At 37.9% G+C, this 23,037-nt stretch carries 24 protein-coding genes and 1 pseudogene; 4 read left to right on the top strand and 21 right to left on the bottom strand.

Features of this window, described 5'->3' with window-relative positions; translation table 11 throughout:
• Nucleotides 1-176 precede the first annotated feature (176 nt).
• A complete protein-coding gene (gene serA, locus V7068_RS02355) occupies nt 177-1,754 on the top strand; it encodes a phosphoglycerate dehydrogenase (protein WP_499710820.1) in 1,578 nt (525 codons plus the stop codon).
• 126 nt (nt 1,755-1,880) lie between these two features.
• Here serA and V7068_RS02360 read toward each other — a convergent pair whose 3' ends face one another.
• From V7068_RS02360 to V7068_RS02425, 14 genes are all read right to left on the bottom strand, one after another.
• Nucleotides 1,881-2,069: a hypothetical protein gene (locus V7068_RS02360; protein ID WP_119115379.1), complete on the bottom strand. Its 189-nt coding sequence runs from the start codon at nt 2,067-2,069 to the stop codon at nt 1,881-1,883.
• Between the two features lie 338 nt (nt 2,070-2,407).
• The gene (locus tag V7068_RS02365) at nt 2,408-4,192 is read right to left on the bottom strand and encodes an ATP-binding protein (RefSeq protein ID WP_499710821.1); all 1,785 of its coding nucleotides are present in this window, start codon (nt 4,190-4,192) and stop codon (nt 2,408-2,410) included.
• On the bottom strand, nt 4,192-4,908 hold the full coding sequence (locus V7068_RS02370) for a response regulator (protein WP_252291616.1): 717 nt from the start codon (nt 4,906-4,908) through the stop codon (nt 4,192-4,194). The genes V7068_RS02365 and V7068_RS02370 overlap by 1 nt, the downstream gene beginning before the upstream one ends.
• A 297-nt stretch (nt 4,909-5,205) precedes the next feature.
• Complete coding sequence (ccsB, locus tag V7068_RS02375) at nt 5,206-6,384, bottom strand: c-type cytochrome biogenesis protein CcsB (RefSeq protein WP_499710822.1); 1,179 nt, start codon at nt 6,382-6,384, stop codon at nt 5,206-5,208.
• The gene (gene resB / locus V7068_RS02380) at nt 6,377-8,032 is read right to left on the bottom strand and encodes a cytochrome c biogenesis protein ResB (protein WP_499710823.1); all 1,656 of its coding nucleotides are present in this window, start codon (nt 8,030-8,032) and stop codon (nt 6,377-6,379) included. Before resB ends, ccsB begins: the two co-directional genes overlap by 8 nt.
• An 18-nt stretch (nt 8,033-8,050) precedes the next feature.
• The gene (gene resA / locus V7068_RS02385; RefSeq protein WP_499710824.1) at nt 8,051-8,581 is read right to left on the bottom strand and encodes a thiol-disulfide oxidoreductase ResA; all 531 of its coding nucleotides are present in this window, start codon (nt 8,579-8,581) and stop codon (nt 8,051-8,053) included.
• Nucleotides 8,582-8,706: 125 nt separating this feature from the next.
• Complete coding sequence (gene rluB, locus V7068_RS02390; protein ID WP_499710825.1) at nt 8,707-9,441, bottom strand: 23S rRNA pseudouridine(2605) synthase RluB; 735 nt, start codon at nt 9,439-9,441, stop codon at nt 8,707-8,709.
• 213 nt (nt 9,442-9,654) lie between these two features.
• A complete protein-coding gene (locus V7068_RS02395; RefSeq protein WP_252290533.1) occupies nt 9,655-10,191 on the bottom strand; it encodes a spore maturation protein in 537 nt (178 codons plus the stop codon).
• A 1-nt stretch (nt 10,192) separates the two neighbouring features.
• Entirely contained in the window at nt 10,193-10,786 is a 594-nt protein-coding gene (locus tag V7068_RS02400; RefSeq protein ID WP_252286623.1) for a nucleoside recognition domain-containing protein, read from the bottom strand.
• Complete coding sequence (locus V7068_RS02405) at nt 10,779-11,939, bottom strand: serine hydrolase (RefSeq protein ID WP_499710826.1); 1,161 nt, start codon at nt 11,937-11,939, stop codon at nt 10,779-10,781. The genes V7068_RS02400 and V7068_RS02405 overlap by 8 nt, the downstream gene beginning before the upstream one ends.
• Nucleotides 11,940-12,151: 212 nt before the next feature.
• Entirely contained in the window at nt 12,152-13,030 is an 879-nt protein-coding gene (locus V7068_RS02410) for a superoxide dismutase (protein WP_252290537.1), read from the bottom strand.
• 174 nt (nt 13,031-13,204) lie between these two features.
• Complete coding sequence (locus V7068_RS02415; protein WP_119115390.1) at nt 13,205-13,693, bottom strand: YpuI family protein; 489 nt, start codon at nt 13,691-13,693, stop codon at nt 13,205-13,207.
• A gap of 72 nt (nt 13,694-13,765) precedes the next feature.
• A complete protein-coding gene (gene scpB, locus V7068_RS02420; RefSeq protein WP_499710828.1) occupies nt 13,766-14,347 on the bottom strand; it encodes an SMC-Scp complex subunit ScpB in 582 nt (193 codons plus the stop codon).
• Nucleotide 14,348: 1 nt separating this feature from the next.
• A complete protein-coding gene (locus V7068_RS02425; RefSeq protein WP_499710829.1) occupies nt 14,349-15,101 on the bottom strand; it encodes a segregation/condensation protein A in 753 nt (250 codons plus the stop codon).
• Between the two features lie 221 nt (nt 15,102-15,322).
• Between V7068_RS02425 and V7068_RS02430 the strand changes: the two genes are divergently transcribed.
• Both V7068_RS02430 and V7068_RS02435 read left to right on the top strand, forming a co-directional pair.
• On the top strand, nt 15,323-15,412 hold the full coding sequence (locus tag V7068_RS02430; protein ID WP_119115393.1) for a YjcZ family sporulation protein: 90 nt from the start codon (nt 15,323-15,325) through the stop codon (nt 15,410-15,412).
• A gap of 198 nt (nt 15,413-15,610) precedes the next feature.
• Nucleotides 15,611-16,141: a DUF309 domain-containing protein gene (locus V7068_RS02435; protein ID WP_499710830.1), complete on the top strand. Its 531-nt coding sequence runs from the start codon at nt 15,611-15,613 to the stop codon at nt 16,139-16,141.
• A gap of 8 nt (nt 16,142-16,149) precedes the next feature.
• Here the strand turns inward: V7068_RS02435 and V7068_RS02440 are convergent, their stop codons facing one another.
• Nucleotides 16,150-16,497, bottom strand: a complete 348-nt coding sequence (locus tag V7068_RS02440) for a GNAT family N-acetyltransferase (RefSeq protein ID WP_119115395.1) — start codon at nt 16,495-16,497, stop codon at nt 16,150-16,152.
• A gap of 391 nt (nt 16,498-16,888) precedes the next feature.
• Here V7068_RS02440 and V7068_RS02445 point away from each other — a divergent pair, with 391 nt between their 5' ends.
• Entirely contained in the window at nt 16,889-17,749 is an 861-nt protein-coding gene (locus tag V7068_RS02445; RefSeq protein WP_127762611.1) for a DUF1002 domain-containing protein, read from the top strand.
• Nucleotides 17,750-17,934: 185 nt separating this feature from the next.
• On the opposite strand, the pseudogene V7068_RS02450 reads toward V7068_RS02445, so the two are convergent.
• From V7068_RS02450 to V7068_RS02475, 6 genes and pseudogenes are all read right to left on the bottom strand, one after another.
• Nucleotides 17,935-18,057, bottom strand: a pseudogene (locus V7068_RS02450) (hypothetical protein); the annotation flags it as partial.
• A 226-nt stretch (nt 18,058-18,283) separates the two neighbouring features.
• Nucleotides 18,284-19,606, bottom strand: coding sequence for a diaminopimelate decarboxylase (lysA, locus tag V7068_RS02455; RefSeq protein WP_499710831.1), 1,323 nt, complete (start codon nt 19,604-19,606; stop codon nt 18,284-18,286).
• A gap of 163 nt (nt 19,607-19,769) precedes the next feature.
• Nucleotides 19,770-21,260: a spore germination protein gene (locus tag V7068_RS02460; RefSeq protein ID WP_499710832.1), complete on the bottom strand. Its 1,491-nt coding sequence runs from the start codon at nt 21,258-21,260 to the stop codon at nt 19,770-19,772.
• Nucleotides 21,220-21,822 carry a stage V sporulation protein SpoVABEA gene (spoVAEA, locus tag V7068_RS02465; RefSeq protein WP_499710833.1) on the bottom strand — a complete coding sequence of 201 codons (603 nt, stop codon included), beginning with the start codon at nt 21,820-21,822 and terminating at the stop codon, nt 21,220-21,222. Before spoVAEA ends, V7068_RS02460 begins: the two co-directional genes overlap by 41 nt.
• Before the next feature lie 29 nt (nt 21,823-21,851).
• Entirely contained in the window at nt 21,852-22,274 is a 423-nt protein-coding gene (locus tag V7068_RS02470; protein WP_499710881.1) for a stage V sporulation protein AB, read from the bottom strand.
• A complete protein-coding gene (locus V7068_RS02475) occupies nt 22,264-22,881 on the bottom strand; it encodes a stage V sporulation protein AA (protein WP_499710834.1) in 618 nt (205 codons plus the stop codon). The genes V7068_RS02470 and V7068_RS02475 overlap by 11 nt, the downstream gene beginning before the upstream one ends.
• Nucleotides 22,882-23,037: the final 156 nt, after the last annotated feature.

Genomic DNA, 23,037 nt, shown 5'->3' on the forward strand with positions numbered 1-23,037 from the left:
CAAAAAATGTTTATTACATAAAAATATCAGAAAATACGTATAATCATATATCACATATTACATTTATTCGCTTTTTACACTCCCCTGTCTAATTCCCATAACATTGACAGTTATCCGTTCCGATTGTAAAATTAACTGAAATTTAAGATAATTTTTTCTAGGAAGGTGTTCATGACGTGTATCGCATTTTAGTAGCAGATGCCATCAAACCTGAAGGATTAGGACCCCTATTAGAAGCAACCCACATTGAACTTATTCAAAAAACCGTCGGCGAGGCAGAGAAACAGCTTGACCAAATTGATGCAATTCTAGTTCGAAGTGCAACAAAAGTAACCGAAGAATTAATGGAACGCATGCCGCAATTAAAGATTATTGCACGTGCAGGGGTTGGTGTTGATAACATTGACATTCCAGCCGCAACCAAACGTGGAATTGTTGTTGTAAATGCTCCAGACGGAAATACCATTTCTACATGTGAGCATACATTTGCGATGATGTCTTCTCTTGTCCGTCACATCCCACAAGCATTTACTTCTTTAAAGGCTGGAGAATGGAAACGTTCTTCTTTCACAGGCATTGAACTCCGCGGAAAAACACTTGGTATTGTTGGATTCGGTCGTATCGGTGGAGAACTCGCAAAGCGTGCAAAAGCATTCGGAATGGAAGTTGTTGTATTTGATCCATTCTTAACAACTGACCGTGCTAAGAAGATGGCCGTTACAGTCCTACCGTTAGCAGAACTATTACCCAAAGCCGATATTATTACGGTGCATACCCCCTTAACAAATGAAACAAGAGGTTTAATCAATAAGGAAAACTTAAAAACTTGTAAAAAAGGCGTATATTTCTTAAATTGCGCTCGTGGTGGAATCATCGATGAAGATGATTTATATGAAGCAATTATCGAAGAACAAGTAGCCGGAGCAGCACTTGACGTCTTCGTTGAAGAGCCGCCGCATGGCCACAAATTATTAGAGCTTGATCAAGTGATTGCAACACCTCATTTAGGTGCTTCAACAAAAGAAGCTCAATTAAATGTAGCTGTTCAAGTCGCTCAAGAAGTTCTGACTTATCTGAATGGAAATCCTGTTTCTAATTCTATTAACTTGCCCGCTATTTCTAAAGAAGTATTTGATAAAGTTCAACCGTTCTATCAACTTGTACAACATATAGGTATGATTGCTTCTCAACTCATCAAAGAAGGCATTCAGGAAATTTCAGTAACGTATGCTGGTGAATCTTTAGATTTCGATACTTCTATCTTAACTAAGAGCTTACTTTCTGGATTCTTCAAAACAAGAATTGATCTACCCGTCAACGAAGTAAATGCACTATTAGTTGCAAAAGAACGCGGTATCACAATAGGTGAAAAAATCGCTGCAGATACGTTAGGCTACGCAAACCTAATTAGCCTCAAAGTAAAAAGCGAAACACGCGAGTTAACAATTAGCGGAACCTATATTGAAAATTACGGCTCTCGTATTGTCAGCCTAAACGGCTTTAAAATTGACTTTGAACCTGAAGGAAATATGCTTTATATTCAACACACAGATAAACCAGGTGTTATCGGGAATGTCGGAAAAGTTCTCGGAGATCAGGGTGTCAATATCGCAACGATGCAAGTCGGTCGTAAACAAGCTGGCGGCGATGCAATTATGGTTCTTACATTCGACAAATCATTAGATGCGGAAACAAAAAAAATGGTAGAAAAGATTGCAGGTATTACGCTTGTAGAAAATATGTCTCTATTTTAATGAATTGGTTAAACAATATTGTTACCATACGATTTTTGGCTCATTTAGAGAGAGCGCAGCCTCACACAAATGAGCCAAAAACGTATGACTTAATACTATGATTCACATAGCCTTTCCACTAAAAACTTATCCTATATGCTTTTCGATATCGTATGTACAATCAACATATACAATCGTCGTTCCACCCTCCTTCTCCCACAACCGATTCAATTCATTACTTGATGCCTGTCCTAATTTGCCTGTAATAAATAGCAGCATTACACAAGCCCCAATAATCATAACAATTAAAAAACGTATACTATACTCCCGCAGCATCCATCATTCCTCCTAAGCATTCTACTTGCTTAAAGTATGACAATAATCGCCCCTTTAGAACATTTTCTTATGATTAAATGAATACTATTTAGCTAACGTACCTTGTAGCGGAGGTTCTGTTACATAACGTTTTTGTTTTTTTGCTCATACAAGTCAAAAGTTCTATAAAGTGAAACTTCCATCAGCGGGGTCCTACTGCCCGTTAAGTGCGGGATAAAGCAACAAAGTTCTTGAACACAGCCTTAGCGAAAAAATAGCTCCCCTACCCTTTCTATCATAAACTGCTACAAAAAAAGACAAGGAGTGCACGAAACCATCTTGCACTCCTTGTCTTTCTATTACTTACTTTTCTTACGCATTGGTAACACAAAACTAAACATCGTTCCTTCATTTAACCTACTATTAACCGACATATACCCTTCATGTGCATCAATAATATTTTTAGCAATTGAAAGGCCCAGCCCTGTTCCAGAACGTCCTCTTGTTCGTGCTTTATCGGCTTTATAAAAGCGTTCAAACACAAATGGCAAATCCTCTTCAGGAATACCAGAACCTGTGTCCTTTACATAAATAATCAAACCGCCTCGATCACTCTTTCTTTGACCGACTTCAACGCTTCCACCTTTCGAAGTATGACGAATCGCATTATCGATTAAATTCGTTAAAACTTGCTCGATGCGATCTGGATCGAAATCCCATTCTATTTTAGTATCTTCTAAATCAACTGATAGCTTAATGTCTTTTTCTTTAGCAATAACTTGAAACTTGCTTGTAATTCTCGTTAAATACGATATTAATTCCACTTGCTCATATGTTAAGCGCATATTTCCCGATTCTAACCTTGCTAGGTCTAGTAAATCATTCACTAGCCGTCCCATTCTTAACGATTCATCATAAATAATACGGGACATTTCTTTTTTATCCTCTTCATTTCCAGCAATATCATCTACAAGCGCTTCACTATAGCCTTGCAGCATCGAAATCGGGGTTCTTAATTCATGGGATACGTTCGCAATGAAATCTGTACGCAGTTTGTCCATACGTCTCTCATTGGTTATATCCCGAATCACAGCAACGGCTCCTCGAATAGTTTCATCATTACTATATAAAGGACTCACAATTAGCCCCCAATGATGCCCCTGTAATGTAATTTCACCAATTTGCTCTTTTCCTTGACGCTCTGATTCATCAAATAAATTCATCAAAACTTGCGGTACGTTCTTGCTTCCTTCAGGAGAAAAACCTTTTTCAAAATATACTCCTTGTAAAAAACGTTCAGCCGGAGGATTCACTTCTAAAATGGTGCCATCTTTACTAAAGGTGATGACTCCATCCGCCATACTGCTTAGAATGCTCGCTAAATGCTCCTTTTCTTCGCTCAGAGCAGTCATATTGTACTTCAGCTGCTTTGCCATTTGGCTAAAAGCAATCGCTAGTTCGCCAATTTCATCTTGTGTAAGAACAGGTATCTTTGTATCAAACTTTCCGCGAGCAACAGCAAGTGCCGCTTCTCTCATTTTTCTAAGTGGAGCATTGATTCTTGTAGATAAAAAGAAAGCAAAAATCGTTGTTAAAATAATGGCAACACCAGCTGCTAATAAAATAAAACGAGTCGTTGACTGAATCGCCTCTTCCATCGACTCAAGAGATTGAACTAAAAAGACTTCATCTCTTTCACCATTTAACTCAAGAGGAATTCCAACGACAATGGCCGAAACTTTTTCTTCATCCTTACTACTAGCAGGCAGCATCATTTCCTTTTTGATAATCTTTTCATCGGTAAACACTTTTAATAAATCCTTATCTTCTTTAAGAAACTGGGGTGTAATTTGATTATTCACATCACTTAATGATGAAAAAACAATTTCCTCATCATGTAAAACAAGCATTTTTGTTTCATCCCCTATTAATTCTGAGGAAATTTGTAATACATCAATAGTATTCGAATGATCATTCGTAACAGAGACAATTTGTTTTGCTACCTTCGTTAAATCATTCTCTACGGTTTCAATTTGGAAGTTCTCAAAAAATTCTACCAATAAAACTGTTAACACCAATAAAACAAAACATACTAATAATAAAATCGTTCCCCATAGTTTCCCGACTACACTACGCCATAACATTAATCATTAATAACTTCAAACTTGTAGCCGACACCCCAAACAGTAACAATCATTTTGGCGGCATTTTCGGAAATACGGTTTAATTTTTCACGCAACCGTTTTACATGTGTATCCACAGTTCGAAGATCTCCAAAAAATTCATAATGCCAAACTTCTTTTAGCAATTGTTCGCGATCAAACACTTTATCCGGGGATTTCGCTAGAAAATACAGCAATTCATATTCCTTCGGTGTTAACGAAACTTCTTTTCCATCAGCTAACACACGATGTGCATCATTGTCGATTGTTAAATGAGAAAAAACAATCACGTCCTTTGCTGTCGTTTCTGCCTGAATATAATTCGTACTTGCTGAACGACGTAATAGCGCTTTCACACGAAGAACAACCTCACGAGGGCTAAATGGTTTCACGATATAATCATCAGTCCCCACCTCAAAGCCTTGTACTCGGTTAACCTCTTCTCCTTTAGCGGTCAACATAATAATAGGCGTTGCCTTCTTCTCCCTTAATTCACGACAAACCTCTATTCCATCTTTCCCAGGCATCATTATATCTAATAAGATTAAATTATAGTCATTTTCTAGTGCTTTTGTTAAGGCAGTATCGCCATTCTCAGCTTCATCAATTATGTATTCTTCTCTTTCTAAATACATTTTCAATAATCGGCGGATTCTTTCTTCATCATCCACCACAAGAATTTTAACAGAATTATCCATTTATCAACCAACCTCCTTACTCTTTATTCTACAAAATCAATACTATTATTTCTAATTTTTTTTCAAAAGAAACCACCTAAAAACAGGTAAATCATACGATTCCGGTAAATATTTCACCATTTTGCCACAACTGCTAAGAAAATAGCTTTGTTAAATAATCTTGTTAGTTTTGTCTTACATAAATGAAACAAATATCAACGGCATCGTATAACAGAGCCAAGAAAATAAAAAGGGCTTTCATAGAAATTTCCTTTTCTACCGAAAGCCCTCTATTTTTAATAATCTATCTTTCTTCATTTAAGCATAGGAATGTAAGCCTGCAAGTACAAGATTAACAGCGATTAAATTAAACATAATAATTCCAAAGCCAATCAAAGCTAACCAAGCAGATTTCTCTCCTTGCCACCCTCGTGATAAACGCAAGTGCAAGAACGCTGCATAAAATAGCCAAGTAATGAGTGCCCATACTTCTTTTGGATCCCATCCCCAAAAACGTGTCCAGGCTATTTGCGCCCAAATCATCGCAAAGATTAAGGCACCAAGCGTAAAGATTGGAAATCCAATAAGAACGGAGCGATAACTAATTTCATCAATTAAATCTAAATTTACATTTTTCACAATGGGCTGAATAAAAGCCGCCACCCGTTTTCGTACAATTAATCGGAATAGACCATATAAAATAAAACCTGCTCCAACAGACCAAACAACCGTGTTAAGCTTTTTAGCATTAATAATGGCAGGTACTTCAATAAGTGGTTTCATCTGATTTTCATCAGCTAGTGCCCATTCATTCGGCCCGATTAGCGATGGAATATGATACTCTAACTCCGCTTGAGCTCCTTTTTTATCGACCCAAGTTATACTTTCCTTATAACCCGTCATCGCAAAGGTAGAGCTCACAATAACAAAGCCAATGGTACACATTAAAGCAAACATCACAACTTCTAACCAAAACGTACGCTTATTAGAGCGTGTTTGGTCAACAGACTTTACCAAATAGATAATAGCCGCTACAAAACTAATGGCTAGTACAGCTTGTCCTAATGCGGCTGTTGTGACATGAATATGCAGCCAGTCGCTTTGAAGTGCTGGAATCAATGGCGAAATTTCTCTTGGAAACATACTTGCATAGGCAATAATAATGATAGCAACTGGTAAAGCAAACAAACCGAGTGCAGGCGTTTTATAAAGGAAATAAATCCATATAAACGCTCCTACCAACATCATTCCAAAAAAGGTCGTAAATTCGAATAAGTTACTAACTGGAGCGTGCCCAGCTGCCACCCATCTCATAATAAAGTAGCCAATTTGAGCAACAAATCCTATAATCGTAATCGTAATGCCTAGTTTCGCCCATTTATTTTGTTTCTTCTCTTCTGCCCCTTTTTTATCTTGAATAGATCCTCCGAACAGAAAAGTAGCAATTAAATATAAAAAGAACGAGGCATATAGAAGATTTCCACTTAACTCAGCCACTTATTTCCTCCCCCTTATTAGAGGATTTCTCCTCATTCAGTTGATCTGTCGGTTCAAAAAGAGGCGTTGTCTGCACGACTAGTGCAATATCCCGCTTCAAACCGTGCCAGTTTTTATTTGTATGACCGGCTATCCAAATTTCTTCCCCTTTTCGTTTCACCCAAATTCGGCGATGATTCCAATAAGCCCCTTGAACGACACCAATCATAAAGATGATTCCACCCGCAAACAAAATACCTAATGTTAAATCTTTACGAACTGTAAGTGCTGTCGCATTTCTCGTTTCAACGCCGGCAAATGCCATTTTGTATACGTTTTCTCCTGCCGGCTCGATATTTTCTCTAATAGCGACAAAGCTCACTTCACCTTCAGGCTTATCCGGTGTAATCATTTTAAAAATAAAAGCAGGATTATTCGGTAGTCTTGTTTTCGTTGTTGGTTCGCCATTTTCCTTAAACTCAAAATCTGGGAAATAACTCATTAATTCCACAGCGTACCCCTTTTTGAGCTGATAAGAAGGTTGCGGATCATTTAAATCAATCGTTAATGTACCAAACTTCTCTTCGGTCTTCTTATTCATTAAGTGAAAAGACATTTTACTAAACTCGCTAAGCTTGTAATCTACTTGATATAAGGCGTAATGATCATGTTTTAACGGCTCATTCACCTTAATTTCAAAGTCGTTTACTTTTTGGAGCTGCGGCTTTTCACCAGGAAGTACTTCTCCTTCCTGCTTATACAAAGTCACATTCGATTGATAGTTTTTAGCAATCGCCGTTCCTGTTTTCTCAATCGCTTTCACAAATGCTTCGTCTTCTTTATTCTCTTTATCGTACACTTCAAAAATAAAAGCATTGTTTTTCAAGTAATATTCCCCGTTTGTCCCCGGAATTTCTTTCATTTCCCCCTCGCGCAGCCATACTACTTTATCCACGTACATACCCGGAACTGATCGAAGCAGACCACCTATTAAGAAGATAATTAATCCAATATGATTCACATAAGGACCCCACCGGGAAAAGCGACCTTTTTCAGCTAAAATATTCCCATTTTCCTCACGAATCCGATAACGCTGCTTCTTTAAACGTTCTGTAATTTGTTCAAGATTCACTTCTTGATCCGATACATTCGTTATCCCGAATATACGCTGTCGTTGCATAAAACTATCATGACGAACTACTTTTTGATTTTTTAATGAGCGATAAAGAGGAAAAAAGCGGTCAATACTAGCAATTAGAATTGACATCCCCAGCATCCCAATAATCACTAGATACCACCAAGAACTATACAGGTTATGGAAACCTAAAATATAATACAATTTCCCGAAAACGCCGTATTCTTGTTCATAGTATTCTGAAGCTGGGATGGTACTTGGTATGTAGGTTTCTTGCGGAAAAATAGTACCAATTGACGATGCGACGAGCGCAATGACAATAAGTGATACACCAACCTTTACAGAGGAAAAAAAGTTCCAAATCTTATCAATGATTGATTTATTATACGTTTGTGATCGCCTTGCACTGCCTTCATACCGCATATCCAAAAGCTTATTTCCATTTTGACGATTCCCCAATGATTTACCGCATGCCTCACATAAAATTGTGCCAACCGGGTTCGCATGACCGCATTCACATTTCAATTCATCCATACCAAAAACTCCCCATTATTATGGTTTAATTCTCTCCATATGCTGTTGAATTTTTGCTTCTGTTAAACTTCCGGTAAGCCTATCAATCACTTTCCCTTCTTTATCTATTAAAAATGTGACAGGAAGTGGATCGACACGATAAGCTACTTGAACTTCTTGCCCTTTATCAATCATAACCGGAAAAGAGAGATTATGTCTTGAGACAAAACTATTTACGGCATAGTTTGATTCGCCAACATTAACGGCCAGTATTTGCACCCCTTGATCTTTATAAGCGTGATATTGATTCTCCATATAAGGCATCTCATATTCGCATGGCTTACACCACGTACCCCAAAAATTCAACAACACGCCTTGACCTCTATAATCAGATAATTTATGTTCGTTGCCATCCATATCCGTTAACACAAAGTTAGGGGCTTCTGAGCCCATTTGTATTTGATTAGCTGTATCTTTTGTAAAATTCGTATAAAGCGCATACACTAAAGCTGCACCTAAAAGTACAAGAATGACCGTTCTCATCATTAGGCGTCGCTTCTTTTTATCCATACAAATCCCCCTAAAGCCACGCAAAATTCTTTCTTAACATTACATCATCGACCAACACAACAATAACGTTTTTTTATGTTTAAAGGGTAGATGATAAACATGTCCTATTTAACTAAATCTCTTCATTATCTTTTCTTTCCTTCATTTAAAGCAAGAGCTCTCATTTGTTTCACTTCATGCGGCGTTAATTCTCTCGCATCGCCCGCAGATAAGCCATGTAGTGTCAAAAAGCCATAGCGCTCTCGCTTTAGTTTCAGCACAGGGTGACCAATAGCATCAAACATTCGACGAACTTGACGATTTCGACCTTCATGAATCGTAATTTCTATGATTGCCGTCTGTTTTCGCTTATCAGCTGACAGCACTTTTGTTTTCGCCGGAGCTGTTTTTCCATCTTCAAGCATAATTCCTTTTTCTAATTTTCTTAACTGTTCTCGAAGTGGAATGCCCTTTACTTTTGCTACATATACTTTGTCCACCTCGTGCTTTGGATGCATGAGTACATTTGCAAATTCTCCATCGTTCGTTAGCAGCAATAAACCAGATGTATCATAATCAAGACGACCAACTGGATAAATTCTTTCCTCAACATGCGGGAAGTAATCCGTCACTACCTTGCGATTTTTATCATCTGCTACTGCCGAAATAACACCGCGCGGCTTGTAAAATAAGAAATAAACAGGTACTTCCTTTTGCAGGGGTACTTCATTTACCTCTATTCGATCATTCGGCCCTACTTTAACCCCAAGCTCTTTCACAACCGTTCCATTCACCTTTACTCTTCCTTCTTTAATTAACTCTTCTGCTTTACGACGTGAAGCTAATCCAGCATGAGCAATCACCTTTTGCAGTCTTTCCATCTATTCTCACCTCATAATAATTCTGTTTTCATTGTATATTTCAACACAATCATACAATTATTACATAGTGTGATGCAAAAACAAAAGGTTTTTTATAATCGTGATTACTCTGAGTGTAGCATAGCTCTACTTTTTATTCCAAAATTATGTATTTTATGTAAAATATTATAAAGACAAAATAAAACAGAGCGTAAGAGTCGCTCTGTTTGTCACTTACTGCATTCCAAATACAAAACTAACAACTAGAATAGCAGCTATAATTCCTATCAAGTCCGCTAGCAGCCCAACTTTTAAAGCATCCCCCATTTTCTTAATCCCAACAGCACCAAAATAAACGGTTAGCACATAAAACGTTGTATCTGTACTTCCTTGAATCGTTGCTGCAAGTCGTCCAATAAAAGAATCAGGTCCATATACGGAAATCAAGTCACTCGTCATCCCAAGAGCAGCTGTTCCGGAAATCGGTCGAATAATCGCAAGCGGTACAATTTCTGCGGGAACATGCAATAAAGCAAGTACAGGCTTCACAAAGCCTATTATATAATCTAATGCCCCGGAAGCGCGGAAGACGGAGATAGCAACAAGCATCCCTACTAAAAAGGGGATAATAGAAAAAGCCATTGTAATACCTTCTTTTCCGCCTTCAACAAATGTTTCATACGTCGGAACCTTCTTAAACGTTCCGTACAGTAAAATTGTACAAATCAGAAGTGGAATGAGCCAAACTGAAATCGTTGTGATCCAAGCCATGCTACTCCCTCCCGTTCCGCTTTCTCCTATAATAAAAATATCGGTCAATCATAATCGCACCTACCGCGGATATCGCCGTCGCCATAATAGTTGGGAACACAATATCAGTTGGATTACTTGAGTCATAATTCATTCGAATCGCAATGACGGTCGTCGGAATAAGCGTAATACTTGACGTATTAATCGCTAAAAAAGTAACCATCGAACGACTTACTTTAGCTTGGCCGCCATTTAACTCTTTCATTTGTTCCATGGCTTTAATTCCAAGCGGTGTCGCTGCATTGCCTAAACCAAATGTATTCGCCATCATATTCGATAAGATATAGCCCATTGCTGGATGATTTATCGGTATATCAGGAAACAGCCATCTCATCAGCGGACGAAATAAGAAAGATAATTTTTCAAGCAATCCTGCACTCTCGGCAATTTTCATTAAACCGAGCCAAAAAACAAGAATGCTCATAAGTCCTATACTTAGGGTAACTGCTTCCTTTGCACTAACAAATAACGCTTTATTTACCTCATCCATCGTCCCATTAACGATAGCAAATAAAACACCAATCACCGTCATACCAACCCAAATATAATTAACCATAGCGCTTCATTCCTAACACGGATTGAAACAAATTCAACCAAGATGACCCGAATGATTCCTGCTTAAATGTCTCCTGTGATTGTCCATAAAAAATCGTACGTGTACCGATTTTTTCGCCATTTAAGTAAATATAAGCTTTCCCCACAATTTCAGGAATCCTCTCTCGCTCATCCCATTCTTTTTTCGGCTTTAATAATTTAATTTTAACTTCAACTTGCTCTTGCTCCTTTTTTGTTAATGGGTACGTAAATGCATTTTGAATATATACATGTTTGTTATAGAACTTTACATTAAGATCAGATAAAACCCCTTCCTCTAACACCGTAGTCGGTTTATACGCTCTAAAAGCAGACTCATACATATGGATATGGTCATTCCAATCATCTGGGGCATTGATTGTAACAGCAATTAGGTCATGTCCTTTTTTTGTTGCTGTCGTTACAAGCGTTCTTTTCGCAAGCTTTGTGTACCCCGTTTTCCCCCCCGTAGTATATTCATATAATTGTGTAAGCAATCGATTTTTATTTTTCCAGACATAGTCCCAGCCTTCTGTAGAGTTTGGAGCACGATGCTCTTTTGTCCCCGCGATTTTTGCATATGTTTCATTTTGCATGGCATAACGGGTAAGCAACGCCATATCATAGGCCGTGGAATAATGATTTTCTGTCGTATCTAGTCCATGCGGATTGGAAAAATTGGTGTTCTTCATCCCAATCTCCTCTGCCTTTTGATTCATCATCCAAACAAATCCATCAAAGCTCCCTCCAACTTTCTCTGCGATCGCTATAGCTGCATCATTACCCGAACGAAGCATTAACCCATATACAAGGTCTTCCAGTTTAATCTTTTCTCCTTCTTTTAAATATAAAGACGACCCTTCTGTACCCACTGCATTCCCGCTTACCGTTACAATTTCATCTAACTCCCCTGATTCAATCGCAAGAATTGCCGTCATAATTTTTGTAATACTCGCAATCCGGCTTTTTTCATGTGCATTCACTTCATAGATGACTCGACCACTCTTTTCATCCATCAAAATCGCACTGCGAGCACTAACATCTATCCCTTGAGTCGTTGCTTTTGTCGGAAAGTAAGCTATCAATAATAGGATTACGATACAAATGATCGCTAAACCTCTCACTTTAGCCTGCATGAATTCCCCTCGTTCCTTCTCATGTCTTTGTACAAGTCTATGCAGAAGGACAAGGGTTATGATTAGAAAACGTACCTCTTTTCTTCTTTTTCGTCAGGCTTTAGTGAATATTATTGTTGCTCATACAATTTTTGAGCCTGCTGTATAAAAACTTGGTTCCACACATCTTTCACCATAGCCTCTTCTTTAAGCTATGTTATGGAATTAAACCGTTAATACGGTTTCCAAACTAATTTCTTTGCCTCCATAAAGCGATTTTCTGTTTGCGGCCAATTTACGATATTCCACCATTGATCCACATAAGCTGCCCGGTTATTTTTATATTGTAAATAGTACGCATGCTCCCATACATCTAGGACAAGAATCGGAATGGTATCCCACTGCGTTAAATTCATATGCCGTTCCGACTGAAGAACCTCAAGTCTCCGAGTACGCGGCACCCACACTAATAATGCCCACCCCACACCTTCCACTTGCTTAGCAGCCTCGCTAAATTGCTTCTTAAAGCTTGCGAAGTTACTAAAATCCTTCTCTATTTGTTTCAGTAACGCTCCCTTTGGCTGGCCGCCTCCCTTCGGACTCATCCCCTCCCAAAATAACGTATGTAAATAATGTCCTGACCCATGAAAAGCAGCTTCCCTTTCCCAATGCTTTAATAGTGAATAATCATTTGTCTCTCTTGCACGCTTCATCATCAGTTCCGCTTTATTTAGTCCGTCTACATAGGATTGATGATGCTTGTCGTGATGCAAGCGCATAATTTCCTCGGAGATAGCAGGCTCTAGAGCATTATAAGGATAAGGAAGCGGCGGCAGTGTATGTTTCCCTATCGGAACAGATTGATTGATACGGCTTCTAGTATTTCTGTTCATTAAATCATTGATCTCCCGAAAAGCGAGAGTTACTTCCTTCTCCACCTTTGTCATCTCTTCCTTTGTGGCATCATCCTTTTGTAATTGATGTGATAACTGAGACAATCTGTTAAGCTGCTCCAAAACATGTTGTTCTGTCAGACGATTTTTTTCTAAAAAACCTGTCATTTCCGTAACCCAAGCTTGTACCTCTTTCGCATAGTCCTGAATTTGTGACATCTCAATCGCTCCTTTTCTAATCAAATTCCCTCTCATTTGTAGATATGAAAAAAACAGTAACTTATGCAAAGATTTTTGAATGCCTCTAACTTCTTTTAGCTAGAGGCTTAAGCTGCACCTATACAACTTTGTAAAAAAAAACAGCGAGGACTACGCTCCTCGCTGTTTTTTGCCTTATTTGGATTGCATCATTTTCGTTCGATAATCCGTTTCATAAAACTCTAATTCCTCACGCATTGCCTGAAATCCACTCTCTAACTCTTTTAAAATCGCTGGAATGGAATCAGGTACAGCTTCATGAAACTTAATCGAATTTCTCCCTGTGTAAGCAGCACGACTATCTTCATACCAACAGTCAGATTTAGGGGAAAAATACTCTTCAATACATTGATGATAAATTTTATATAGTGTTTTTTCGGCTGCTGCTTTATTAAAGATTTCGTTATGAAGAATAATTTGACACACTTCTAAACCTTCTTCACAACCAACAAGCAATCTACGAAGAGTTGAAAGAATTCCTTTATAATAACTTTCTCCACCGCTTCGTTCTTCTTGAAGCTTAGAATACGTTATTTCATTTAAAAAATCTTCGAGCTTGGCTACCGTTGTTTCTAAAAAAATTTGTACATCTTTAAGCTGAGATTTTACAATAGTATTCCCCATTCGAGAACCCTCCTCAAATCGCTTCAGTATTTATTCGTTTTTTCCATATTATCACAATTGCATATAAAAAGGTTATTCAATTGTTTGCTGAAATTTTTCAAAAAATAAATCCGCTTCTTCATTTTCATAGCCTTCATCTATCGGGTCAGCGATTGGCGGTAATTCTTCTAAGGAATTTAAACCAAAATAATCTAAAAATTCCTTCGTTGTTCCATATAAATAGGCTCTGCCTGTTCCTTCTACTCGCCCAACCTCTTTAATCAGTACTTTCGAAACAAGTGTCTGAATGGGTCTCTCCGTCTTCACCCCGCGAATATCTTCAATCTCCGTTCTTGTAATGGGCTGCTTATAAGCAATGATGGCTAATGTTTCTAACGCTGCTTGTGATAAGCTATGTGAACTAGTAGATTCCACGAGCTTTTTTAAATACTCAGAATGCTCTTGTTTGGTAACGAACTGAAACACACCGGCCATTTCGACAAGCTGAATGCCTCGTTCTGTTTTTTCATAATCCTCTTTTAAACTTTCAATAAGATCCGTTGCTTGATACTCCGTGATTTCGAGGACAGAAGCCATTTGTGCAATCGACAATCCAACGTCTCCTGAGGCAAAAAGCAAAGCTTCTACAATTCCCTTCCATTTACTACTCTCCAACTTACTCTACACCTTCCTTAGCTGTAATTACTATATCCGAAAAGTTGTCATCTTGTTTGACGACAATGTCATTTTGTTTCATCAATTCAAGTAAAGCAAGAAACGTAATGACAATATGTTCTTTCACAGGCTCTGAAAACAAATCATAAAAACGCTTGCTGCCCTTTATCGTTCTTAAGTCAGATAAAATTTCAGCCATTCTTTGGTCAATAGAAAGCTCTTGTTTGGTTACTTTTGTGTATACAGGCTTTTGTAGCTTTTGTCTTCGAAGTAGCTTTTGCAGTGCCCCAAGCATGTCATAGAGACTAATATTTAAATCTTGCGGTCCACTTAATGCATCCTTTGCATACTGCGACAAGTTGCTTGGCGGCCTTGTAAACATTAAACTTCGCTCTTCTTCCAATGTTTTAAATTCAAGAGCAGCCTGTTTATACTTCTTATACTCTAACAGCTTTTCAACAAGTTCATCACGTGGATCAGCTTCAAATCCTTCATCCTCATCATCAAAAATAGGCTCTTCTTCGTGCTTTGGCAGCAGCATTTTGCTTTTAATCGCAAGAAGCGTAGCCGCCATTACTAAGTACTCACTAGCAATATCCAGTTCAAGATGCTGCATCGTATGAATGTAACCAAGATATTGATCCGTAATTTCAGCCATTGGAATATCATAAATATCTATTTCAAGGCGATTGATTAAATGAAGGAGTAAATCCATCGGACCTTCAAAAGCATCAATTTTTATATTATAACTCATTTTCAAACCCCGCATTTAAATCAATTTAGCCCATTATTGTGCTATTGTTATTAGTCTCAGTATAGAGGATTCCAGAAGTTTGTCCAAGTCCCATCCTAACTATGAAACTGAAATCTTTCTTTCGCAGTTTTCATAATACTAGGCCCTTGCCCAATCATATTCTTCAAATTTACATAACCTAGAAATGTAATAACAAGTAAGCATTAAAAGGAGGTACTTATATGGGTAATGTAGGATTTCACGGTGGCGGTTTCGCGTTAATCGTAGTATTGTTCATTTTATTAATAATCGTTGGTGCATCTTGGTTTTAATCAACCGTCGTAAACTTGGCTGATTGTTATGCAATCAGCCTTTACTATTTTGAATGATGGTACATAAACTTAATAAGAACACACGCTGATAAAAAATCGCCACATTATATGACTCTGTCAATCAATAATATTGTTTACCATAATCTAAGAAATCGCTTATGATAAAATGAAATATTATACCTACAAAGGGGGATTATATTGAACTATCCTAATGAATATATATCGTTCTTAGTCCACTTCCATGGTGATCGAGATTACTTCGAGTGTCATGAAATCCTTGAAGAATACTGGAAAAAGGTAGCTCCAAGAGAAAAAGACTCACATTGGGTCGGGCTAATCCAAATCGCTGTCGCCTTGTATCATCAACGAAGAGGCAATATGCCTGGTGCAATTCGAACAATCTCAAAAGCCATTAACAATTTAGCTTCTCATACGATAGAATTACAGCAACTCGGCTTAGAGGTAGACGAGCTTTTACACTTGCTTGAATATACTCGCAAACAAATGATGAATCACCAGCCGTATGAAAGCATCCATCTCCCATTACGCGATAAACAACTCATTCAACAATGTATCAAAGAATGCCGCAAAGCAGGGTTCACTTGGTGTAATGACAGTGACCCTCATAATCTTCACATTATCCATAAGCATCTTATGCGTGATCGTTCAGAAGTTATCAAAGAGCGAGAACGACAGCGAATCATTCGTATACGTGAAAACAGAGGCTGACGAAATCGTCACCCTCTGTTTTCACACTTCCCTAGAAAAGCACCCGTATACTCATTTGCTTTTAATTCTTTATCAGAATAAACCTCTTTTAAAGCTTGAATCATCGATTTTCCGACACCTTGTTGACGAAATGCAGGGTTAACAGATATATGATGAATCTCAATTGAATTCGTAAAAATTTCAGCTCCCACTAAACCGATAATGTCTTCATCTTTCCAAAGAAATAATTGCCAGTTTTCGTTCGTTTCATAATTCTTCATTGTTTGCTGAAGCTGTTTAATATCTCTTTCATCCGGCATAAAAGACAATAAACCCATAGCAAACTTCTCATACATCTTTTTATACTTAATTAACATATTATCCCTCGTTACTAAATAACGTTTTGTTATTCACTTAATGATTTCGGCGATTCCGTTTCGCATTCAAGAGCTCATCTATGACATTACTATCATACATAAAAACTCAACCCGTTTCAATATCCCCAAAATGTCCTTTATCTACTGCTCAAACAGATTTGCCAAAATAGTAATTCTTTCCTTACTCCGCTTTAGCTAATTACGTATAAAACGAGGGGTTCATCTCCTAAAAATCATTTGATTAATCATATTATCGATAAATTCCACTTGCAATTCTTCTTGTCTTTTACTACATTTGAGGAGTGAATTTAAATGATAAACAGAATGTTGCTTTTGTATAATTACATTCGTCTATATAGACGAAGGAGGAAAAACAATGAATCGAAAACTAATGAAAAAATGGTTCATTTTAACGATTATGCTTTGTATGCTTGTTCCATATAAAGCGTTCGCTGATGTAGCCGTTGGAGAAATGATTGTAACGCTTGGTGAAAATCTAACACCTGAACAAAAAAACACATTATTAGCAGAAATGAAGGCTCCGCAAGATGTACAAACGATTACAGTTAGCAATGCCGAAGAACATGAATATTTAGGAAGCTATATTTCAAAAGCCTTAATCGGTACAAAGGCGATTTCATCTTCTGCTGTCACATTCGAACAAGCCGGGACAGGATTAAAGGTCGAATCGAAAAATATTAACTGGGTAACCGAGGAAATGTATATTAATGCTTTAGCAACAGCTGGGGTAAAAGACGCTACAATTTATGTTACAGCCCCGATTCCGGTATCTGGAACCGCTGCTTTAACAGGAATCATTAAAGCATATGAAGTTTCTTCTGATAAAGTGATTCCTGAAGATGTCAAACAAGCCGCAAATGAGGAAATGGTTACAACAGCAAAACTTGGTGATGAAATTGGTACAGAGCAGGCCGCTGCTTTAATGACAAAGATCAAAGAAGAAATGGCAGCCAATAAACCGGAAACACCAGAGGAGCTTCGGACAATTATTGATTCCGCTGCTCAGGACCTGAATATCACCTTGACAGAAGAACAGATTCAAAATTTACAAGATTTATTTAATAAATTAAAAGAATTAAATATTGATTGGAACGCTGTAGGCGATCAATTAACAAAAGCAAAAGAAAAACTAGATGCCTTCCTTGAATCGGAAGAAGGTCAATCTTTTATTGATAAAATTAAAGAAGGCTTTGCCAACTTAATCGAAGCAATTAAAGCGCTGTTCCAATAGGTTTATCCTGCACTTAACGCAATCACTTACTTAATAACGATGAAATTCTGTAAAATATTGCACAAAAGGATAGATAAAGCAAGCACTTGCCTTATCTATCCTTTTTTATACTACTTTTGTTAAATTTGTTGAATAAAAAGAGCGATGCCTATATGTAAGCATCACGCCAGTTCCCTTTTAATATTTTAGAATTTAAGCTTAATCTTTTCAGCATCACTTAGTTTTTCTTCTTTTTCATTAAAAACATCACTCGTCGTAATCTCAATGAAGTCAATTTTAGATTTTTCAAGGATGAAGCCTACATTCCCCTTCCCGTATTGTCTACAAGTTTTATCATATTTTAATAGTATTAAAGGCTTGTTAAGGAAAGGTCCATATATTGTAAAATACATAAATCAAGCCGGACAATGGTTACTTTCCAGATTTAGATTTAATATTAAATTTATACATAAAAAAGCACACCACTATTAGTGATGTACTAAATTATTATTGAAGTATAGGTGTTCGAGTACGTTCTTTTTTTGATAGACTATATTATTTACAATCGACCACTTCGTGAAGAGCCAAGTCAAGACGAACAAGATCTTCATATGTTTCACGCTTAATGACTAAACGGGCTTCCCCGTTCTCTACAAACACAACAGCTGGTCTTGGAATCCGGTTATAGTTATTAGCCATACTATAGCCATAAGCTCCTGTACAGAAAACAGCTAACACATCGCCGCGGCCTGATTTCGGTAAAGGTAAATCCCAAATTAGCATATCGCCGCTTTCGCAGCATTTCCCCGCAATGGCTACCGTTTCCTCCACTGGATCAAGTGGACGATTGGCTAAGACTGCATCGTATTTTGCTTCGTATAAAGCTGGTCGAATATTATCGCTCATTCCTCCATCAACCGCTAAATACTTTCTCACTTCCGGCACTTCTTTTTCTGAACCGACTTGATATAAGGTTACACCAGCATCACCGACTAATGAACGGCCTGGCTCAATCCAGATTTCCGGCATTGTTAAGTCTGAATCTGCAATTTGCGCTTGCACTTCACGCACAATTTCTTCTACATATTGTGAAGCTGGTAGTGGCTCATCTTCCGCAGTATAACGAATACCAAAACCACCGCCTAAGTTTAACACCGTTGGCTGATAGTCAAAAGCGGCTTGCCAATTTCTTAATTGACCAATAATTTTTTGGGCAGCTAATAAAAAGCCTGTTGTTTGAAAAATTTGCGAACCGATATGACAATGTAAGCCTAACACTTCAATCCAATCGCTTTTTAATGCTTGTCGTAACGCCAGTTCAGCTTGTCCATTCATTAAATCAAAACCAAACTTAGAGTCTTCCTGACCTGTTAAAATGTAATCATGTGTATGTGCTTCAATCCCTGGCGTTACACGAAGTAAGATACTCATCTTTTGTTCGCGCTTTGCACAAATTTCTTCTAGCAACTCTAGTTCTGAAAGATTATCTACGACGATACAACCAATTTGATAATCTAACGCCATATTGAGCTCTTCTTCACTTTTGTTATTCCCATGGAAATGAATGCGATCTGTTGGAAAATTCGCTTTAATCGCTGTATATAGCTCTCCTCCAGATACAACATCTAACGATAAACCTTCTTGCTCTGCCACTTGAATCATAGCAATTGAGGAGAATGCTTTACTTGCATAGGCAACTTGTGCTGCAATTCCTAATTCCTCAAACGTCTTTTTAAACCCTCTTGCTCGTTCGCGAACTAGCGCTATATCATACACGTATAACGGTGTTCCATATTGTTTCGTAAGTTCAATCGTATCGACCCCGCCAATCTCAAGATGTCCTAAGTCATTGACGCGCCCAGTTCCGTACAAATGCATCTTTGTTCCACCTTTCTCCCTTTAAAAAGCGATATCGTATATAAATGAGGCAGACTTATAAGAACGTCCAATCGGAGTTTAGCTCTCATCCTATACAACCTCATGTTATTTCAGCTTTCGCGCTTTTCGAATAAAATTAAATTACCATAACTTTTCGACAACATCAACCATTAGATTCAGGTGGCTGGCGGTACTTATCACGTGGATGCACAACGCTCGGTCTTAGGATAGAACCCGGAACTGGTCTTCTAAATAAAATATGAGAAAAAGCTTTTGGATTAAAAGGTAATAATGGCCATAAATATGGTGTATTAAACGCCTTTATACCCGCTAACAAAAGAAAGTATAAAGTGAAACCTATCATTAAACCCGGCACTTTAAATATGGCGACTAAGGCAAGTATTCCTAATCGAGCTATTTTATTGGCGACCCCTAGTTCATAACTTGGTGTCACAAATGTACCTATCGTTGCTACAGAGGCATATAGAATCACTTCAGGAACAAATAATCCAACGTCTATCGCAATCTGCCCGATTAATACAGCCGCAATTAAGCCCATTGCGGTTGCAAGCGAGGTCGGAGTATGTATGGCGGCCAATCGTAAAAATTCAATCCCTACTTCAGCTATAAAGATTTGTACAACAATTGGAATTTTCGTTTTGTCATTCGGTCCGATAAATTCCAGTTTCTCTGGTAATAGTCCTGGGTCAAGAATGAATAAAAACCAAACCGGCAGTAAAAATAATGAGGCCGCAATTCCTAAGAAACGCACCCATCGAACAAACGTCCCTACCGCTGGAGACTGCCTAAATTCCTCAACATGCTGCATATGATGAAAAATCGTTGTCGGTACTAAGATAACACTCGGTGAAGTATCAACATAGACTATAACATGACCTTCTAGAAGATGGGCAGCTGCTATATCTGCCCGTTCTGTATAGCGAATAAGCGGATAAGGATTGTAGCCTTGCCTCACGATAAATTCCTCGACGGTTTTATCGGCCATTGGCAAACCATCCAGTTTAATTCTATTCAATTCCTTACGAATAACATCTATTAAATCCGCATTTGCAAGGCCATCTATATAAGCAATTGCGACATCTGTTTTAGACCTTTCGCCCACTTTTATCATTTCAAAGCGCAGTCTTTCATCTCGAATTCTTCTTCTTGTAAGCGCGGTATTAATCACAATATTTTCAATAAAGCCATCCCGTGATCCACGAACTACTTTTTCTGTGTCTGGCTCATCTGGCTGACGTCCCGGATAAGTTCTGACATCTACCACATATCCTATTGGTGTCCCGTCAACTACGACGACAATTAAACCTGAAAGCACTTGATCGACAAGTTCATCCATCGTCTCAATCGGTGTAACCTGTTGGTGAGTAATTCTGTTTTCAACGATTTCCGCTACTTTCGATGTCGCTCGTTCGGTATCATTACAATCAACCAGTTCTTCTAGAATCTCAACAATCAAAGCCGAATCGACGAGACCCGTTACATAATATATATGAACATCTTTCTTTAAGATCTTTATCTTTCTTACACCTATATCATAACTTTTACCCAGCCCTACTCTTTCTTTCATATAAGCTTCTACTTCTGATACTTTATTAGAGATCGGTGTCATGTTCTTTTTGCTTTCTGAACTCATCGTTACCGCTCCTTTCTAATATAACTTCAACCGCCATTTTCGTAATCGGTGCACCTTTTTTATAATCATCTCGATGTGACATTTTCCCGATATCGCCTATCCCAACAACAATTGGAGCCTTCAATTCATCGATTATATAAACGGTGTCTCCTGTAATCTTTCCTAATTCAAATTCCTCTACTCCATATTTATCGACTCCATTTGGTGTTAAGTTGCCATCACGGTCAATACATACATCTACCTTCGTCCATTCTTCCCTTCTCGTTTTTGAAGCAACAGCAATAATGCCAAGCACTTCAATTGTGGGATCATTAGCCACATAGCGCATAGCTCGTTCACCAGCGCCTTCTCCTACATAGCCGCTGTCATCAAACATCACTAATACGGGATCATTCTTTGCTTGGTGAATAAGGCGAACAAGTTCTGCTCCAGAACAAGCAGTTGGATTTCCTTGTGACATCGAAATACAGCGACCTCCAATTTCATGAGCAACAAATTCTACAGCCCTTTTTGCATAAATATCGCCGTCTGTTATCAAAATCACTTTTCTCTTCTGTCCCATCCATGTCTTCCTTTCGCTACCAAGTTCATTTATAAATCTACATAATAAATCCACTGAAATAGGGAGCCAATGATTTTTCCCAACACAAGCGCCATCATTAAATAAATGACTTTTTCTTGAATGCCCATTCGTTTAGCAAGAACCGGAAACACATTTAACACTTCTGTTAATGCAGCTGCCAGCATACCATTAAAAATGCCATCCGCAAGACCAATCGGCAACAACAGCCACTTCGTCCAAAAAAGCTTAATTTCTTGCAACCCAAGCCAAGCTCCAATCACAACGCCTGCAATAATAGCCGCTTCATAATAATGAATAAACTGCATCGTTTTTGTAAGCTGAGTTAGTCTCGGAATAACTCCCAACACGGTTACAAATGCTACAAAGCCCGCTCCAACCGCAAAACCGCTCGCAAGACCAATAAAGAGACCGAATACAACTTTACCGGTTATCAAGATGACGATTACTTTCCTTATTTTCATTCATAATGACGTATTGATCTAAATCTTGCTGATAATTAAACATCTCCACTTCGAGCGGACTCGGCTCTTCATTAAAGCGCTTTTTAAAGAAGTGATTAAAAAAGAGAATCATTCCAATTCCAAGACCGAAACTGTACGGAATTTGAATAAGCAACGGCTTTCTATCCTCTCTTCCGGTAATTAGCGTGAAGAGCTTTTGATGCACTTCACCCATACTGACATCTACATGAAAGTTCATAATCGTCATGCCAGCTCCAAGGAATAACAACAACCAAACAGTGGTAAAAGCTAAAAAAGAAACTTTTTGTTTTTCATAGATTACTTCAATAATTGTCTGAGATGGACCAAATGTTTGAATTTCTATAGACTGGTCAATCGCTTGAATAGCTTCAATAACCTGAACTAAATCGATAATAATAATATTTTTATCTTCGTGTGTTACAGTAAGTAGAACCTCTTCTTCAATTTTTTTTACCTGCTCATCATCTCCAATAATTTTTACAACATCTTTCAACCTTACCTGTTGATTTTTCTGCACGTGTACTCGATTTCGCATTCTAAGATAAATCAAATCCATTGCTTTCACATCCAGACCGTTAATTTTCTCCTATATATAGTATGGATTGGAAACTAAGTGAAAATGCAGAAAGAAAAAGATAACCAATAATTAACAAACAAGTTTCACTTCTTAGTTGTGTTAAATAGTATTGAACAAACAACAAATGAAAGACCA

It is taken from the genome of Bacillus sp. JJ634, assembly GCF_036962285.1.
GTDB classification, from domain to species: Bacteria; Bacillota; Bacilli; order Bacillales; family DSM-1321; genus Peribacillus; species Peribacillus asahii_A.